13 protein-coding genes are annotated in these 17417 nt (G+C 45.5%); all 13 read left to right on the top strand.

Annotated elements, in window-relative coordinates; translation table 11 throughout:
- Positions 1-8 precede the first annotated feature (8 nt).
- The 13 genes from HPY81_04305 (at position 9) to HPY81_04245 (ending at position 17229) form a co-directional block, all read left to right on the top strand.
- The gene (locus HPY81_04305) at positions 9-1145 is read left to right on the top strand and encodes a glycosyltransferase family 4 protein (protein ID NPV26682.1); all 1137 of its coding nucleotides are present in this window, start codon (positions 9-11) and stop codon (positions 1143-1145) included.
- A 39-nt stretch (positions 1146-1184) separates the two neighbouring features.
- Positions 1185-2594 carry a sugar transferase gene (locus tag HPY81_04300; protein NPV26681.1) on the top strand — a complete coding sequence of 470 codons (1410 nt, stop codon included), beginning with the start codon at positions 1185-1187 and terminating at the stop codon, positions 2592-2594.
- A 37-nt stretch (positions 2595-2631) separates the two neighbouring features.
- Positions 2632-3699: a dTDP-glucose 4,6-dehydratase gene (rfbB, locus tag HPY81_04295; protein ID NPV26680.1), complete on the top strand. Its 1068-nt coding sequence runs from the start codon at positions 2632-2634 to the stop codon at positions 3697-3699.
- Positions 3700-3717: 18 nt separating this feature from the next.
- A complete protein-coding gene (rfbA, locus tag HPY81_04290) occupies positions 3718-4611 on the top strand; it encodes a glucose-1-phosphate thymidylyltransferase RfbA (protein ID NPV26679.1) in 894 nt (297 codons plus the stop codon).
- Positions 4598-5164, top strand: a complete 567-nt coding sequence (rfbC, locus tag HPY81_04285; GenBank protein NPV26678.1) for a dTDP-4-dehydrorhamnose 3,5-epimerase — start codon at positions 4598-4600, stop codon at positions 5162-5164. Before rfbA ends, rfbC begins: the two co-directional genes overlap by 14 nt.
- Complete coding sequence (rfbD, locus tag HPY81_04280) at positions 5161-6045, top strand: dTDP-4-dehydrorhamnose reductase (protein ID NPV26677.1); 885 nt, start codon at positions 5161-5163, stop codon at positions 6043-6045. The genes rfbC and rfbD overlap by 4 nt, the downstream gene beginning before the upstream one ends.
- A gap of 41 nt (positions 6046-6086) precedes the next feature.
- A complete protein-coding gene (locus HPY81_04275) occupies positions 6087-6863 on the top strand; it encodes an ABC transporter permease (GenBank protein NPV26676.1) in 777 nt (258 codons plus the stop codon).
- Positions 6860-7615, top strand: a complete 756-nt coding sequence (locus HPY81_04270; GenBank protein ID NPV26675.1) for an ABC transporter ATP-binding protein — start codon at positions 6860-6862, stop codon at positions 7613-7615. The genes HPY81_04275 and HPY81_04270 overlap by 4 nt, the downstream gene beginning before the upstream one ends.
- Entirely contained in the window at positions 7587-8759 is a 1173-nt protein-coding gene (locus tag HPY81_04265) for a glycosyltransferase (GenBank protein NPV26674.1), read from the top strand. The genes HPY81_04270 and HPY81_04265 overlap by 29 nt, the downstream gene beginning before the upstream one ends.
- Positions 8760-8859: 100 nt before the next feature.
- On the top strand, positions 8860-12765 hold the full coding sequence (locus HPY81_04260; protein NPV26673.1) for a methyltransferase domain-containing protein: 3906 nt from the start codon (positions 8860-8862) through the stop codon (positions 12763-12765).
- A gap of 231 nt (positions 12766-12996) precedes the next feature.
- Positions 12997-14634, top strand: a complete 1638-nt coding sequence (locus HPY81_04255) for a glycosyltransferase family 2 protein (GenBank protein ID NPV26672.1) — start codon at positions 12997-12999, stop codon at positions 14632-14634.
- A gap of 58 nt (positions 14635-14692) precedes the next feature.
- Positions 14693-16237 (top strand): AAA family ATPase, encoded by a 1545-nt coding sequence (locus HPY81_04250; protein ID NPV26671.1) that lies wholly within the window; start codon positions 14693-14695, stop codon positions 16235-16237.
- A 308-nt stretch (positions 16238-16545) separates the two neighbouring features.
- Entirely contained in the window at positions 16546-17229 is a 684-nt protein-coding gene (locus tag HPY81_04245; GenBank protein NPV26670.1) for an undecaprenyl diphosphate synthase family protein, read from the top strand.
- The last annotated feature ends 188 nt before the right edge of the window (positions 17230-17417 follow it).

Here is a 17417-nt window from a genome sequence, read left to right as displayed (position 1 = left end):
TAAAAAAATTGACTGAACGAAAAGTTTTACAGGTGATTACCCTGTCCGAAGTTGGCGGAGCGCAGAAAGTCGTTTACGAAATCGCCAAAGGGTTATGTGACGAGTTTGAGATGAGTGTCGCTTGTTCCCCGGGTGGAGAACTGATCAACTGGCTCACTGAACTTTACCCGAAGGTCAAAGTCTACCCGATTCCCCGGCTCCGACGGGAGATCGAGCCTATTAACGACCTGGCGGCCTTAATGCAGTTATATCGCTTGATGGCCCGAGAACGATTCGATGTGGTGCACTGCCACAGTTCAAAGGCGGGTGTGCTGGGTCGCTTGGCAGCCAGCATGTTTAGACAAGCCAAAGTTATCTATACCGTACACGGCTGGGGTGCCAATGCACCAGGCGCGACAACCCGACAGCGCGCGGTTGCGCAAATCGAATCCGCGATGAGCCGGCTGACCGACTATATGGTTTATGTCTGCCAGGCTGACCAGGTGAGGGCGCGGGAGTTGGGGATTGTGCCCCGACGCAGCGAACGGGTGATTTACAACGGAATTCAAGAATTTGTGCCGGTACGGGGAAAATTGCGGACTGAGCTTGGGCTGGATGAGCAGGAAACGATCATTGGAACAGTAAGCCGTTTAGCCCCGCCCAAGGATGTAATGATGTTTTTGCGGGTGGCGAAGGCTGTTCGTGATAAAATGGGGGCCGCACCGTGGCCGGCCCGTTTTGTGGTGGTTGGCGATGGCTCCATGCGCAGAGAAGGTGAGGAATTTGTTAATAGTACTAAATTAGATAATATCGTTAGTTTTCTTGGGAACAGACATGATGTGAACGAGATAATTGGCGATTTTGATATTTTTGCTCTCTTCTCCCGGTGGGAAGGTTTACCGATCAGTATCCTGGAAGCGATGATGGCGGGGAAACCAGTGGTGGCCTCCAATGTCGGGGGTATCCGAGAGTTGATTGTTGATGGAGAGAATGGCTATCTCGTAGATCGGCATGCGCCGGCGCAGGTGGCGGATCTGCTGTTTACCCTGGTGGCCGACCCATCCCGCCGCATGGCGATGGGAACGCGGGGCCGGGATCGAGCTATGACCAGGTTCACAGTCAGGCGGATGCTGGAGGAATACGCCTCGTTGTACAGGTCTGATTAAGTATAACCTGATTATATATTTGAGAAATAGGGTGAGCCGATGGAACCCCGTAAACGAATGTGGTTTTATATACCGATGCTCGTAATAGGTGACCAGATTGCCCTGCAAGGTTCATTTGTTCTGGCCTTTTTACTGCGTTTTTCCGGGGCCATACCTGAATATAATTTTGGGCCGTATCTTAATCTGGCTCCCTGGATTCTGGGGATATTTATTGCTTATGCGTTTGTGTATGAACTGTATTCCGTCAGGGTGCGCCGCTGGGCAGACGAGTTTTCCGCGATTATCTGTGTCGTTTTCTTAACAGTCTTGAGTTCGCTCGGGCTATCCTACATGTCGGGTCACTTTGCTTTCCCGCGGACGGTTTTTGCTATTGCCACGGTACTGCAATTGTTGACGCTCTCGTTTTGGCGCTATTTTATCCGTCGGTGGTATATCCGGCAGGTCGGACACCAGCGGATTCTGGTGGTGGGGACAGGCCGCAGTGCGCTTGAACTGGCGGAGAAACTGCGGATACACGGTCGCGGGTTGGGGAAGGTAATTGGTGTTGTAGTTGAAGAAGTACCTGGCAATGACCGGACGGCGGAAATTCATCTGGAAGCCGGGGCGGAGAGTCAAGATTCAGGGAAGCTGCCGGTACTTGGCTGCTGGAAAGATATCGAGACAATAGTCGAGGCCCAGCAGCCAGACGCCATTATGCTCTGCGCGGACCTGAATGAAGAAACCAGGGCGGACATCGTCTGTCGGTGTGTCCGATTTGAGGCGTCTATTCTAGTTATCCCCAGTGTTTATGACATCTTGCTCGCGAAATCGCGGCTGTCGCAGTTTGATGATACACCGTTGTGTGAAATCCAGGGACCGGTGATGGCCAGTAAGTGGGCCCCGGTGAAGCGGTTGTTTGACATCATCTGTTCTTTGGTTATTCTGATCGTTACCTTACCGCTTATGCTGATCGTCGCTTTCGCCATTAAGATTGATACGCCAGGACCAGTACTATACCAGCAGAAGAGGCTAACCGAAGGCGGGCGCGAGTTTATCCTGTACAAATTCCGCACGATGGTCCAGGGGGCAGAAGCGGAGACGGGACCGGTTTTAGCGCAGGAAGACGACCCGCGGATTACCCGGGTAGGCCGGCTCTTGCGGGCAACCCGACTTGATGAACTGCCGCAGATGATCAATGTCCTGCGGGGCGACATCAGCCTCATCGGACCGCGCCCCGAGCGGCCATACTTTGTGCGCCAGCACCTGGTGGAGATACCCGGCTACGCCCACCGCCTGCAGGTAAAAAGTGGGGTGACCGGTTTAGCGCAGATCGCGGGCCGCTATAGCACCTCCACGGAAAATAAGCTCCTGTTCGACCTGATTTATGCCCGTTCCTGCTCGCCAGCGTTGGACGTATATATTCTCCTGCACACGCTGAAGGTGATGATGCAAAGGGACCGGGCGGGTTGATTAAATGTTGATTAAAAAGGAAGGATGAGGGTAGTGCATGAAAACAATCCTGGTCACCGGGGGGGCTGGCTTCATCGGCAGCAACTTCGTACGCATGGTTATTGCCTCGCGCTGGGCGAGAATCGTAAATCTGGACAAGCTGACGTATGCGGGTAATTTAGATTCATTGGCCGAGGTCCTGCCAGACCCGAACCATATTTTTATACGTGGAAGTATTGATGATCAAAACCTGGTTAATGAAATATTTGCTAAATATCACCCCAGTGCCGTTGTCAATTTCGCCGCAGAATCCCACGTTGACCGTTCGATCGATGGTCCGGCAGAATTTATTCAGACCAATATTGTGGGTACGTTCGTACTACTTGAAGCCGCAAGAAGATATTGGAATAATTTAAACACCGAAGAACGTGAGGAGTTTCGATTTCTGCACGTTTCTACCGATGAAGTCTACGGTTCACTCGGTCCAACCGGGTACTTTACGGAAGAGACCCGGTATGCTCCGAATTCACCTTATTCGGCATCAAAGGCAGCCTCGGACCACCTTGTCCGAGCTTACCACCATACATATGGTTTGCCGACATTGACGACAAACTGTTCGAACAACTATGGCCCATACCAGTTTCCGGAGAAGCTGATTCCTTTAATGATCTTGAATGCTATCGAAGGGAAACAATTGCCAGTCTACGGAGATGGCAGAAACATTCGGGATTGGCTTTTTGTTGAAGACCATTGTCGGGCGATATTAACCGTCTTGACAAAAGGTTGTCCTGGTGAAGTCTACAATATTGGCGGCAATAATGAAAAAACAAATCTCGAAGTTGTCTATGCTATTTGTGACATTTTAGATGAAATAAACCCGCGCCAGGACGGCAGTTCTTACCGGGAACAGATTACCTTTGTTCAGGATCGTCCCGGGCATGATCGACGGTATGCTATTGATGCAAGTAAAATCAAGCGGGAATTGGGATGGGAACCATTAGAAGATTTTCATAGCGGTTTAAGAAAAACCGTTGAATGGTATCTGGGAAACCGGGTCTGGTGTCAGCGTGTATGTGATGGCAGTTATCATCGCGACCGCCTTGGTCTGGGAAGGAATGGAAAATAAAATAGGGGGAATGGGTTCGTGATCAAAAAGGGAATTATCTTGGCTGGTGGAGCAGGAACGCGCCTTTATCCATTAACCAAAGTGGTTAGCAAGCAACTTATGCCGATTTATGATAAGCCGATGATCTATTACCCGCTCTGCACATTGATGCTGGCCGGGATTACAGATATACTGATAATAACAACACCTGAGGATCAGCATTTGTTTAAGGGTTTGCTAGGTAATGGGACCCAATGGGGGATAAACATTCAATATGCGGTCCAGCCGAGCCCGGATGGATTGGCCCAAGCATTTATTATCGGAAGTGATTTTATCGGAACTGATCCTTGTGCTTTAATTTTGGGGGATAATATTTTTTACGGGCATAATCTGACAACACAATTACGCCAGGCGGTATGTTATGAGCATGGGGCGACAGTATTTGCCTATTGGGTTAAAGACCCGGAGCGTTATGGGGTAGTTGAGTTCGACGAGGCAGGTCGGGCGATCAGTATCGAAGAAAAGCCGGCGAATCCAAAATCGAATTATGCGGTGACCGGCCTGTATTTTTACGATAATCAAGTGGTTGAGCTGGCCAGAAGCCTGAAACCGTCAGCTCGCGGAGAACTGGAGATAACGGACCTTAACCGCCTATATTTAGAAAAAGGCCAGCTAAGGGTAGTTAAGCTAGGGCGGGGTTATGCCTGGCTGGATACGGGGACGCATGAAGCTTTATTGCAGGCAGCGGATTTTATTGCGACTATTGAACAACGCCAGGGATTAAAAGTGGCTTGTCCAGAAGAGATTGCTTACCGAATGGGACTTATCACGGCCGAGCAAGTATTGAAGTTGGCAGACCCGTTGAAGAAAAATGGCTATGGTGAATATTTAATTCGTTTAGTGTATGGAGGTAAAACCGTTGAAAATATATAAGACAAATCTGCCTGGTGTAGTTATTATCGAACCGCAAGTATTTACAGATCACCGGGGATTTTTTCTGGAGACCTGGAATCAGAAAAGATATGCAGAAGCTGGCTTGCCCGAAACCTTTGTACAAGATAATCTTTCATTCTCTATCAAAGGAGTTTTGCGCGGATTACATTTCCAGTACCCGCATGGTCAGGGTAAACTTGTCTATGTTTTACAGGGCGAGGTTTATGATGTCGCAGTCGATATCCGGGTAGGTTCGCCAACCTTTGGCCAGTGGGTGGGGGTTAACCTCTCGGCGCAAAACAATCGGCAGCTCTATATACCCGAGGGTTTTGCGCACGGCTTTTGCGTGCTCAGTGATTGGGCCATGTTTGCTTATAAATGTACGGATTTTTATAACCCCAGCACTGAGGGTGGGGTCCTCTGGAACGATCCGGAGATAGGCATCGAATGGCCGGTTAACGAGCCCATATTGTCAGAGAAGGATCGGCAGTATCCACGGCTGGAGGAAATCTCTCCAGACCGTTTACCTCAATATAGAGGAGAACGCGGATGAACAGCAACGAGCAGCGACCAATAATCTTGCTTATTGGCAATAAAGGGCAAATTGGGTGGGAATTACAGCGCACGCTAATCTTGCTGGGTAAAGTGGTGGCTATTGATTTTCCCCAACTTGATCTGGCTGACCCGGATCAGATTCGGTCACGGGTGCGTGAGATAAAGCCCCACGTGATCATTAATGCGGCTGCTTACGCCGCGGTGGACCAGGCTGAGAAAGAAGCAGACAAAGCCATGCAGGTCAATGGGATTGCCCCAGGGATCCTTGCCGAGGAAGCAAAGCGCCTGTCGGCTTCGTTTGTTCACTATTCGACGGATTATGTTTTTGATGGGAATAGAGCGCATCCATACACAGAAGAAGATGAACCGAATCCACTCAATGTGTATGGAAAGACCAAATTAGCCGGGGAACACGCGATCCAGGCAGTTGATGGCGCATATCTAATTTTGCGGACCAGTTGGGTTTATGGGAAGCGGGGCAATAATTTCTTATTAACCATATTGAGATTGGCTCGGGAACGTGACGAAATACGGGTTGTAAACGACCAGATTGGCGCTCCGACCTGGTGCCGATTGGTGGCCGAAGGTACAGCGCAGATCTTAGCCCAAACAAGGCTTAATCTTCACGATGTGAAAGGCGTGTACCACATCACTTCCCAGGGAGAAACAAGTTGGTACGGTTTCGCCAGTCAGATTGTGGAAAAAGCTTTTGACCCGGCTAACAGACGGCCCAGAGTAATACCGATCGCCTCCCGCGATTATCCCGCGCTGGCTACACGCCCTAAATATTCGGTGCTGTCCACCGCTAAGCTGCAGCGTATCTTCAATATACAATTACCAAACTGGTCGATAGGTCTTGAAATGGTTTTTGATGGCTAAAGTTTAAAAATTTTTCAGTAAGGATGACATAAATGAGCTTGATATGGCAGCGGTTTAAGGAAATATATCAATACCGGGAAATGTTAAGAAACCTGGTGGCCAAAGAATTACAGGCCCGTTATAAGGGCTCGGTCTTGGGGTTCTTGTGGACCTTCTTTAACCCACTATTGATGCTAATTGTTTACAGCCTGGTGTTCTCTTATGTCATGCGCATGAATATTGAGAACTACACTATGTTCCTGTTCGTGGCCCTTTTGCCATGGAACTATTTGGCAAACTCTGTGCTGCAAGGGGCCTCGAGCCTGGTGCAAAACGCCGGACTGGTCAAGAAGGTTTATTTTCCTCGGGAAGTGCTGCCCCTGGCGATCTTATGTACTAATCTGGTTAATTATGTTTTGAGCCTATTTATATTGATTCCGGCCTTGTTGGTTTTCAAAGTAAAAATTACCATGACAGTTATGGCTTTCCCAGCGGTCCTTATAGTGGAGACAGTTTTTGTCGCTGGTTTGGTGTTATTAGTTGCGGTCGCTAATGTTTACTTTCGCGATCTCGAGCACATCACGGGAGTGTTCATGAGTGCGTGGTTTTTTCTCACCCCCGTATTATACCCGACAAGTCTGGTGCCGGAAGAGGTAAGAAGTATTTTTACCTTGAACCCAGTGGCACCGTTGATGGAAGCATATCGGGATATTTTCTTTTATGGTAACTGGCCCGATTGGGCCAGTCTTGGGCGCTTGGGCATAGAAAGCTTGATTCTTTTTGTGATTAGCCTGGTTGTTTTTGATCGGCTTCAACGTTCAGTGGCAGAAGAAATATAGCATATGGGGGAGCAGACGTGGTAGCAGTTGAAATACATGGGGTGTGGAAGAAATTTCGTCTATATCACGATAAGGCCGTTAGCTTGAAAGAACGATTGATTTATTGGAACCGGCAGAAAAGCGAAGACTATTGGGCCTTAAAGGATGTTACTCTATCCATCCCGAAGGGGACAACCGTTGGTCTGATCGGGCGAAACGGCTCCGGCAAGAGTACATTGTTGAAAATAATTAGCCGCATACTTTATCCGACTATAGGCGAGGTCAGGGTCAATGGACGGGTCTCAACGCTGTTAGAACTGGGCGCGGGCTTTCACCCTGATTTTACTGGCCGGGAGAATATATTTTTAAACGCTTCAATCCTGGGATTGTCTCACCGAGAAACCAGAGAACGGATGAAAGACATTATTGATTTTGCGGAGCTGGGCGATTTTATAGACAACCCGGTCCGCAACTATTCTTCCGGCATGTACATGCGCTTGGGTTTTGCGGTGGCGGTTCATGTTGAGCCAGAGATTTTGTTAATTGACGAGGTGCTGGCCGTGGGGGATATGGCTTTTCAGGAGAAATGTCTGGCCAAAATTCGGGAGTTACAGAAGCGTGGGACAACCATTATTTTTGTAACCCATGTCCCTAAACAGGTAGAGGAACTTTGTGTTCAAGCCGTTTGGCTTGAACAGGGTAAGATCAGGATGCTGGGGCCGGCCAAAGAGGTGGCACAAGCGTATGGTAAATTTTTCGGAGCGGGGAATTAAAGGGGTTGTGATCCTGGCTGCGGTAGATTGGAATTTCTTGCGGCAACGGGTCCACCATTTTGCCACGAGCATGGCGCAGACGGGGTTAAAAGTTTTATTCATAGAGAATACCGCTGTAAGATCTCCGAAACTAGGCGACCTGCCACGCATTATACAACGGCTACGAATTATTTTCTCCTCCCAGATTGATTACGGTGGCGAACCAGTACCGAAAAATCTGACTATTTACTCACCATTAGCTGCACCATGGCCGTATAAAGATGCGGCTGTAGCTTGGAATCACTGGCTTTTATACCGTAAGGTGCGGAGATTTTTGATGGAGGAAAAACTGCGGCCAGAGGAAGTGTTGTTGTATACATACTTAGCAACGCCGTTGGTGTTACGCTTGATAGAGGATTATCCCTGGGCACGGGTTGTATATGATGTGGTGAGTGACCCGAAACAGGTGGAACCACGGCTTGCGCCTTTTGAGGAGCAGCTTTTGCGACGGGCTAACATAACGCTTTTCGCTTCTGCCACTCTTTTGGAACAATACCATGTTCATACTAAAAACCCGGTTCTGTTCCGTGACGGTTTCAGCACGGAACTCCTGGATGCCGAAATCGAAATACCTCCTGATGTAGCTAAGCTGCCACGACCACGTCTGCTGTATATAGGTGGAATTAATCGGAAGCTATGGGTGGAAGCCATCGAGGCGCTATGTGAGGCGGTTCCCCATGGTTCTATTATTTTGATGGGTCCAGTGGCTTATGATGAGGTAGAACTGCCAAAATTACCCAACCTGTACCTTCTACCGCCGCGCCAGCGGTACATTGAGCTAGCTGGGGTCCTGCGAGCTGCAGATGTTGGGCTCATTCCGTACAGACCTGACCCTTACGCGAGCGCTATGCACCCAGCTAAGCTTAATGAATACCTGGTCTTCGGCTTGCCGGTAGTGGCTACAGCTACGGTGGAGCTTAAGAGACTTGCTACAGAGATGCCGGATAGGATTCTTTATTTGGCAGATTCACCCGAAAAGTTTTCCAAAATAACACTTAATGTGTTGAGTAGTAATTTCGATGAAGTACGAAGAATATGTCGGGAAATAACACTTGAGAATACCTGGTTGCAACGCTTACACGAATTGATGAACATCATAGTTTAAGGATGGTGAACAGAAATTGTCCAACAGCGATCTTACGCATAGAATCAACTTGTCTCAATCCAATCAAAGGTCACTTATTGACTGGACAGGGGAACGTTATGTGCCATGGGTAGATCTTGGCACTCCAGAGATACATTATGAGCACTTGCACCGCTATTATTTTGCTTCTCAATTTATTGAGGGTAAAAAAGTTTTGGATCTGGCGTTTGGTGAGGGATATGGTTGCGCTATTATGGCGGAAAAGGCGGCCGATGTTACAGGAGTGGAGCTAGACGAAAAGGCTGTTAAACATGCATCTAGCAGGTATCCATTACCTAATGTCAAATTTATCAAGGGTTCAATTACCGAAGTTCCTATACGGGGAGAGAAAATTTTTGATGTCATAACCTGTTTCGAGGCCATCGAGCACATCGAGGAGCACGAAAAATTGTTGGCGGAAGTTAAACGGCTCCTGAAAGAAGATGGATTATTCATTATTAGCAGTCCCAACAAGTTAACGTATAGCGACGAGACTGCTTACAAAAATCCTTACCACGTGAAAGAACTATATTTTGATGAGTTTCGGGAATTACTCACAAAATACTTTCCTTATGTTTTTTTCCTCGGACAGAAAGTTTTCCCGGTTTCGAGCATCTGGCCGCTTGGAATAGGGGAAGGTTCTCTAGCAGAGGTTTGTGTACGCAAGGTTGATACTGGTTTTATCCGGGTCGGAGTTCAGGACAAAGTCCCGCTTTATTTGATTGCCATCGCCTCAGAACAACAGTTGCCTGAAGGGGTTAGGTTATCGACGCTTACCGACGTGTCTGAAGAATTATTTGGTCGGTTGCACCGAATGATTGACGAACGGGAGCACTTATTGGCTGAAAGGGAGCAAGAGTTTTTTATTGAAAGGGAAACATTGAGGGCTCAAATAGCTGAAAAAGAACAAAGCATTTTACAATTAGAAAAAAATCTCACAAATTTGAAAAACCTTCTGTCTATAAAGGAAAAAGAATTCATGCAGGAAAAGGAAAGTCAAGAAAATCAGATAGCAGAAAAGGAACGAACAATTGCACAGCTCGAAGAGAATCTCAGTCAATTGAGAAGACATCTTGCGGAAAGAGATATCGAAATACGCTTGATATACAGTTCCCTTGGGTGGCGTTTTATTCAACAATATCGCAGAATTATGGATGGGATTTTTCCTCCGCTCAGTAGTCGTCGTAGATTCTACGAGTTGGCTCAAAAAGCCTTAAAAATAGCCCTAACAGAGGGGCCATTTGCTTTGGGACGGAAAGCTACTCGTAAGGTGACTCGGTATTTCTCAGCTTGGCACGGTCGCTCACAATCGGTTTTAGCAAATCTTAAGATGGGTGATGCGATCCTGGTTGATATTGCCAATGTCAGTCCTTTCACAGGTATTCAACCTGGAAGAATAGCTGTTCATGCCCATATATTTTATCCAGATCTTATTGAGGAAATTGCAAAATATTTGAGCAACATCCCATTCACATATGATCTTTTCATTTCAGTTCCAGATGAATCTGCTAAATTTAGGTGTGAACGTATATTATCCTCTTTGCGGCGAATAAATCTACTCATAGTCCGCATCGTAGAAAATCGTGGCCGGGATATAGCACCGATGTTTTGTGAGTTTGGTTCTTTTTTGAGGTGCTATGATTTTATTGCCCACATTCATACAAAAAAATCTCTTTACAATTCAGGCGCCACAGAGGGGTGGCGAGAGTATCTGCTTGAGGGTCTTCTTGGCAATGAAGATAAGATTAAGCGGATTTTTTTCCTCTTAGCCAACTCGGAGAAAATAGGAATTGTTTACCCACAAAACTATTATCATGTTCCTTATGTTGCGAATACGTGGTTAGCCAATCGATCGCTAGGGTATGCAATGTGCCATCGCATTGGCTTAGTCAACATACCGGATGGATATTTTCATTTCCCAGTGGGTTCTATGTTTTGGGCGAGGGTTGAAGCTCTCCTCCCTCTATTTGATGCAGGAATAACCCTGTACGAATTTCCAGAAGAAACAGGACAAACAGACGGGACTTTGGCCCACTGTCTAGAACGCATGTTGGGGCTGAGCGTATGTAAGGCAGGATATCGTCTGGCAGTTCTGCTTGACCACCAATTTCCGAGTTGGTCACCATGGCGCTTTGAACAATATCTCTCCAGGACAATAGATGATGTTCAGGCTAAGATCGCTACGCCAGAGATTCGAGTCATAGCTTTTGATATCTTCGATACATTGTTGGTGCGCCCATTACTTAATCCGGAAAGTATAAAGAAGATTGTTGCTCATCGAATTGGAGGGGAAGTTGGGAAACTTTACATACATGTACGACATAAGTCAGAGGAGCGAGCACGTGAGCATGTTGGTAAGGATGTAGGCTTAGATTTAATATATAAGGAACTAGCCGATCTTACGGAACTTCCTGATCCAGAAGTCAAACGCATACTTGAGTTAGAAAAAACCATTGAACGAGCGGCTGTTGCTCCTCGCCCTGATATTATCTCGATATTTAATTTTGCAGTCTCTACTGGTAAATGTGTAGTATTAATAAGTGACATGTATTTATCAAAGTCTACAATAGAATCAATGTTATTAGCGCATGGAATAGCAGGATGGAATGATTTCTATCTTTCTTCAGAGATTGGACTGCGCAAAGATACAGGTGATCTCTATCGAGTTCTATTAAATAAGGAAGGAGTGTCGCCTAATGAAGTACTTGTGATTGGTGACAATGAACGCTCTGACTGGCAAATCCCCTTTGATTTGGGATTTCAGACCTTGCATGTTTTACGACCAGTTGAACTAGCTCGGTCATTACCACGATTAGGAACACTTGTCGAAGATACTCTAAGAACAAACGACTTAAACGGAGAAATTGCGCTTGGACTCATAGTAAAACGCAATTTCACACCCCTGTTCTACCCTAAGTTTGATCATACTAGTTTATTCTTACCGAATCCTGAGGCCATAGGTTATTCTGTTGTTGGACCGGTAGTGCTTTCTTTTGTTCAATGGCTAGCAGAGAAAGCCACACAGAGCAACATAGAGCGTCTTTTTTTCCTATCGCGAGAAGGAAAACTATTGAAGGAAGTCTATGATCGTTGGAGTCAGGTTATAACTCAACCAGTGCCATCAGAATATCTTGAAGTTTCTCGACGGGCCGTAACGGTTCCTGCTATTGAAAATCTTGATGATATTTATAACATAGCCAAAGTTACGTTCTTCCCCAATAAACTTGAATTGTTCCTTTTTGAACGCTATGGGCTAACTCTTAGCCAAGACGATCTTAGTACGCTTTATAATGAAAGGTTATGGTCACAAAATAGATTTGTAGAAGTTATTGATGGGGAAATTAATCATCTTAAACCACTCCTAAATGCACTTGCTGACAGGATCATCTCTATAGCAAACAAGGAACGTTTCGCAGCTCTAATGTATTTCGAACAAATGAGATTAGGACAAGAAAAATCAGCGGTTGTTGACATAGGGTACTCTGCCACAGTGCAAGGATGCCTTAATCGCTTGCTTACAAAACCAATTAATGGTTATTACTTAGTTACAGATGTTAAGTCTAAGAACGTATGTGACAGGTATGGTGTTTTTGCTGAGGGCTATTATGGGCACCAAATCGATCCTTTTAATAATTCTCTTCTTCTTTACCGACGGAGTTTTGAGCTTGAGAAATTATTAAGCTCAGATTCAGCGCAGGTGATTAATTATAAAGTTGATGAGATGGGTAGTCTTCAATTGAATTACAAATCATTAAGTACCCATGAACTTAAATCACGATCGATTCGTTCTGCAATTCAGGCTGGAGTTATGGCTTATGTTGAGGATGCAATTACTGTTCGTCGCAATTTACTACCTGATTTTTATGTTCCATCTGAATTAGCTGCTAAGATTTATTCAGCGTTTGTTACAAACATGTCTGATGAGGAAAGCAAGATCATAAATTCTCTGGCTCTCGATGACCATTATTGTGGTAGAGGGGTTCAATAGTTTCCATGAGTAAGGTTTCTTTCACAAAAAACTAACTACCTTAACAAAAAATTCAAAGGAAAGAGCAGTACTATGCCAAGTGATTCTCTCTTTACCAAAGCTATTTGGATAACTTATCACCAAGGTCCTGTGGAGTTGATAAAGAGGACCTGGCGTTACCTTAGAAAGCATGGCATGAGGGGCGTCTGGAGCTATCGTTCCCGAGGACACAACTATAACCTGTGGCTCTGTATGGAGGCTAAGAGAATTGAAAATCTTCTTCAAGCTGCCTCAGAAGATATTGCAAGGTTTTCATATAAGCCCACGATTAGCATTATTATGCCTGTTAGAAATACCGATTTAAATTACCTCATACGTTCTATTAGCTCAGTCTGCAACCAAGTGTATCCTTACTGGGAACTATGTATAGCTAATGATGGTTCTGACAAACGGGAAATAAAAGAAATCTTAGAAAGTTTCCATGCAAAAGATAAGCGGATAAAAGTGGTTGATTTACCACAACACATAGGAATCGTTGGGGCAACCAATATAGCTTTTTCTATGGCTACTGGTCAATTCATCGGATTTTTGGACCATGATGATGAGTTGGCGCCGCATGCATTATTGCAGGTAGTTCGCTGGTTAAATAAACAACCAGAGTTGGACGTACTCTATTCTGATGAAGACCGTATAATTGGTGAAACGCGATGTGAACCGTTTTTCAAGCCGGATTGGTCACCAGATTTATTGCTTTCGATGAATTATATCGGGCACTTTTTGGTAATTAGACGTGAATTGATTCAAGAATTGGGAGGACTGCGGCCAGAAACGGAAGGAAGTCAGGACTACGATCTTGTTCTGAGAGTTACTGAGAGAACGAATCGGATAGCGCATATTCCGGAAATTCTCTATCACTGGCGTGTCACTCCCGGTTCAATAACAAACCGAGCTGCAAGCAGGACACGCGCTCTTGATGTAGCACAGAAGGCGCTTGCATCTGCTATCGAAAGACGAGGGCTGCAAGGAGAAGTCGTACAAATCGACGAAGGACGTTACCGGATAAAGTACAGAGTGCAAGGAACCCCCCGGATTAGTATCATCATTCCGACCAAAGACAAGCTACATTTGCTGCGGCGTTGTGTGGGCACAATTCAGGAACGGAGCAGTTATAAGAACTACGAATTGATAATTATCAATAACGAAAGCGAAGACCCGGCTACGCTGGATTACCTCGCTTTTGTTCAGCAAACGGGTATTTGTAAGGTGATTCCCTTCGCCGGACAATTCAATTACGCAAAGATAAATAACTTTGCCGTGGAACGAGTCGAGGGAGAATACCTCGTGTTCCTCAATAACGATACTGAAGTAATTTCGCCCGATTGGTTGGAAGAACTGTTAAGCTATGCGCAACAAAAGCGGATAGGCGCCGTAGGTGCCAAGTTGCTTTTCCCCGACAACACGATACAACACGCTGGGGTTATCGTAGGTTTGGGCGGGGTAGCGGGGCACGCCTTTTACGGACTTCCAGCATCGGAACCCGGTTATATGGGTCTTGCTACTGTGACACGTAATTGTGCTGCGGTCACTGGGGCGTGCATGATGCTGCGGCGTGCCGTATTTGAAGAGGTCGGGGGGTTTGATGAGAATTTAGATATTGCCTATAATGACGTAGATCTATGCTTACGAATCATTCATCAGTGTGGCTACTACACAGTCTGGACGCCGCACGCGGTGCTATACCACTACGAATCAGCCTCTCGTGGGCATTACCAGCCGGAACATAATATTCGATATTTCTGCGAGAAATGGCGTGATTTTCTCGACCGAGGTGATCCTTTCTACAATCCAAACCTGGCGCTAGACAGAATTGACTTTATGATAAAGGTTTAGACTTTGAGTCTGCCTTTGAAGTAAGTTCTTATATGGATGAAGGAGGTCAGCAATTTTTATGGACCTTATACTTACTGGTTTGCATGTTAAAAATTTCCGCTCTCTTAGAGATGTTAATATTGATTTTCCTTTCAAAAAACCTTATCTCCGGCTTTTTATAGGGAAAAATGACACCGGTAAATCTAACCTTCTTCGCGCAATAAAGCTCGTATTATCGAGAGAAAAGGCCGAGCAGGAGGATTTCCATGGTCGGGAGCAACCAATTGAAATCACTGCCACATTCGTAAATGCAGAAGATCCTGGAGGCACTAAATATACCTGCTACTATTCATATTCTCTCGATGCGGGCCGTAGAGGGCCCTCCATAAGCTGGGAACCAACATCACCTGATGTCCAGTTTGAGCCTGTATATATCCCTTCGCTGAGAGATATTACTGCTGAACTGAAATATACTGACCGGAGCAGGAATGTATTTAGCCAACTAATTACACCATTACTCGTGGATGAAAATTTAGAACGGATAAAGGAGGAGCTTCGCAACAAAGTCAGCGAGGTAGTGCAAGGCCTTTCACAGCACATAAGCAATAAGACCAAAGATATATTGGGGCGAGAAGATATTTTTTTGTCTTTTTCTCCCGTGGTTAAGACCTCATACGACTTTTCAAACGTCCAAACAGGGTTTGGGCACCTTAGTTGCCACGGTCATGGAACGCAGAGTTGTGTAGTAATGGCGATCTTTGACGTGTATGCGGAGCAGGCCAGAAACGAAGGAAAGAAAGTAAAAAACTTATATTTTCTAATCGAAGAGCCTGAAAACCATTTGCATCCTGAACTTCAGCGAGCTATAGCTGGGAGGCTTAGACAATTATCCGAAGGATACCAGGTATTTGTTAGCACTCATTCTCCCTTTATTCTAGACAGAAGTTTGAGTGTTGCATGTTACATGATTTCCTTTACCTCAGAAAACAGAACACAGGTCTCATTTATCGATACAAGTAGGGAATTCTACGATCTTATTACTGAGATAGGTGCACGACCGAGTGACCTTCTCCAACACGATGCAATTTTGCTTGTAGAAGGCCCTTCAGATGCTGCCATTTTGCGCGAATGGCTCCAGTTGTATTCCATAACTTCAGGACGGAATTTAGCCGATAGAGTCCTGGTTCTTCACTTGGGCGGGTCATCATTATACAGCGAGGAAAACCAAATTCTATTGTCCGGATTGAAAAAGAATGTGGGGATATGGGTGTTAATAGATAGCGATCGGGAGGAAGAAGGACAGAATTTTGGACCTAAAAATGCTAATGTAAAAAAGGAATTCAAAAAATTGTGCGAGAATTTGAACGTACCTCTAACGGTGACATGCCGGAGAGAAATTGAGAATTATTTTAACATAGAAGCAATCAAAGCCGTTTTTAAAGGGGAAATTAACCTTGACCAAGTTGGCCCGTTCGCAAACATAAAAGAATTAGTGTTGAAACCGCTAGGATACAATCAAACACGTGATGGTCCCAAAATTGCATCACAAATGAAACCTGAGGATCTAAGAGACACAGACCTTTGGGAACTCTTTGATGCTATCTCTAAAAAGCTATATGGATAAGGGAGGTGTGTTTATTTGGCTGAAGTTTATGTAAGCCCCCTCCCACCTGCTTGTATACGCTAAATCCAATAGTAAACAGTAGGATGCGGCTAGATCCACGAAAAGATTCCTCATTAATTAATTTTGAAAATTGTCCATATTTAGATTAAACAAGACCACCTCCGTATTCCAACGAAATCGATCACCGATTCCCGATTGCTCGCGACCAGCAAATCGAGATGAGTGACGCTGTTACTTCTGATATAACATGTATAGTTCCACCCCGAAAAGGAAAGCATATTTCCATAGTTAACTTGAGGAGGATCACTATGGAAAAAGTAAAAAGCTTTCCTGGATTTCAAAGAATACCTCGGCACATCGGGATCATTCCTGACGGGAACAGAAGATGGGCGGAACGAAATGGATACCCGAAAGAAGCTGGCTACGCTTATGGTATCGACCCCGGCTTTGAGCTTTATCGACACTGCCTGGAAATTGGCGTCAAGGAGATGACTTTTTATGGTTTCACGCAGGATAACACCAAGCGTCCTCTGGCACAAAGATTAGCCTTTCAGCGGGCTTGTGTGGAAGCGGTGATGAAACTGGCCAATCACGATGCCGATTTACTTGTTGTTGGTAATACTGACTCGCCGATGTTTCCCAAAGATCTACTTCCGTTTACAAAAAGAGTGAAGTTTGGCAAAGGCTTGATGCGGATCAATTTTCTCGTTAATTACAGCTGGCAATGGGATATTGGCAAAGCCCTTCAGCAAGTCCAAAAAGGGATGCCATTGAAAAATGCCCTGGTTAAACATCTGGGTTCGGCCGAAATCTCGCGCATTGATTTGTTAATTCGCTGGGGCAATAGGCGAAGATTAAGTGGCTTTCTCCCCGTGCAAACGGTTTATGCTGATTTTTACGTTGTTGAAGAATTATGGCCTGATTACGAAGCCGAACATTTATTCCAGGCACTGCGCTGGTATGAGGAACAGGATATAACTTTAGGCGGATAAGATTTCTTCTCTCCCATCTCGAAAGGGGCGTTCATTTATGAACATCTTAGTTGCAGGGGGGTGCTAATGTCAATCAAATAGTTGACCACCACGATAATCAAAAATTTGACCACCCCAAGGCAAAAATTTTTGTTGTTTAGTTAGCTTGGGTGATGTCTTGTTGTTTTTTGCTCTCCTTAAATCGGTAT

Source organism: Bacillota bacterium (assembly GCA_013178045.1).
Classification (GTDB): Bacteria; Bacillota; Ch66; order Ch66; family Ch66; genus Ch66.
The sequence above is the reverse complement of the archived record's forward strand: the minus strand, read 5'-3'. Positions and strand labels throughout refer to the sequence as shown.

What these genes read in the sequence shown, in the direction of transcription:
- HPY81_04250 (NPV26671.1), top strand. Translation starts at nt 14,693, where the DNA reads ATGGACCTTATACTTACTGGTTTGCATGTTAAAAATTTCCGCTCTCTT.
- HPY81_04245 (NPV26670.1), top strand. Translation starts at nt 16,546, where the DNA reads ATGGAAAAAGTAAAAAGCTTTCCTGGATTTCAAAGAATACCTCGGCAC.
- rfbB (NPV26680.1), top strand. Translation starts at nt 2,632, where the DNA reads ATGAAAACAATCCTGGTCACCGGGGGGGCTGGCTTCATCGGCAGCAAC.
- HPY81_04255 (NPV26672.1), top strand. Translation starts at nt 12,997, where the DNA reads ATGGAGGCTAAGAGAATTGAAAATCTTCTTCAAGCTGCCTCAGAAGAT.
- HPY81_04265 (NPV26674.1), top strand. Translation starts at nt 7,587, where the DNA reads ATGGTAAATTTTTCGGAGCGGGGAATTAAAGGGGTTGTGATCCTGGCT.
- HPY81_04300 (NPV26681.1), top strand. Translation starts at nt 1,185, where the DNA reads ATGGAACCCCGTAAACGAATGTGGTTTTATATACCGATGCTCGTAATA.
- rfbD (NPV26677.1), top strand. Translation starts at nt 5,161, where the DNA reads ATGAACAGCAACGAGCAGCGACCAATAATCTTGCTTATTGGCAATAAA.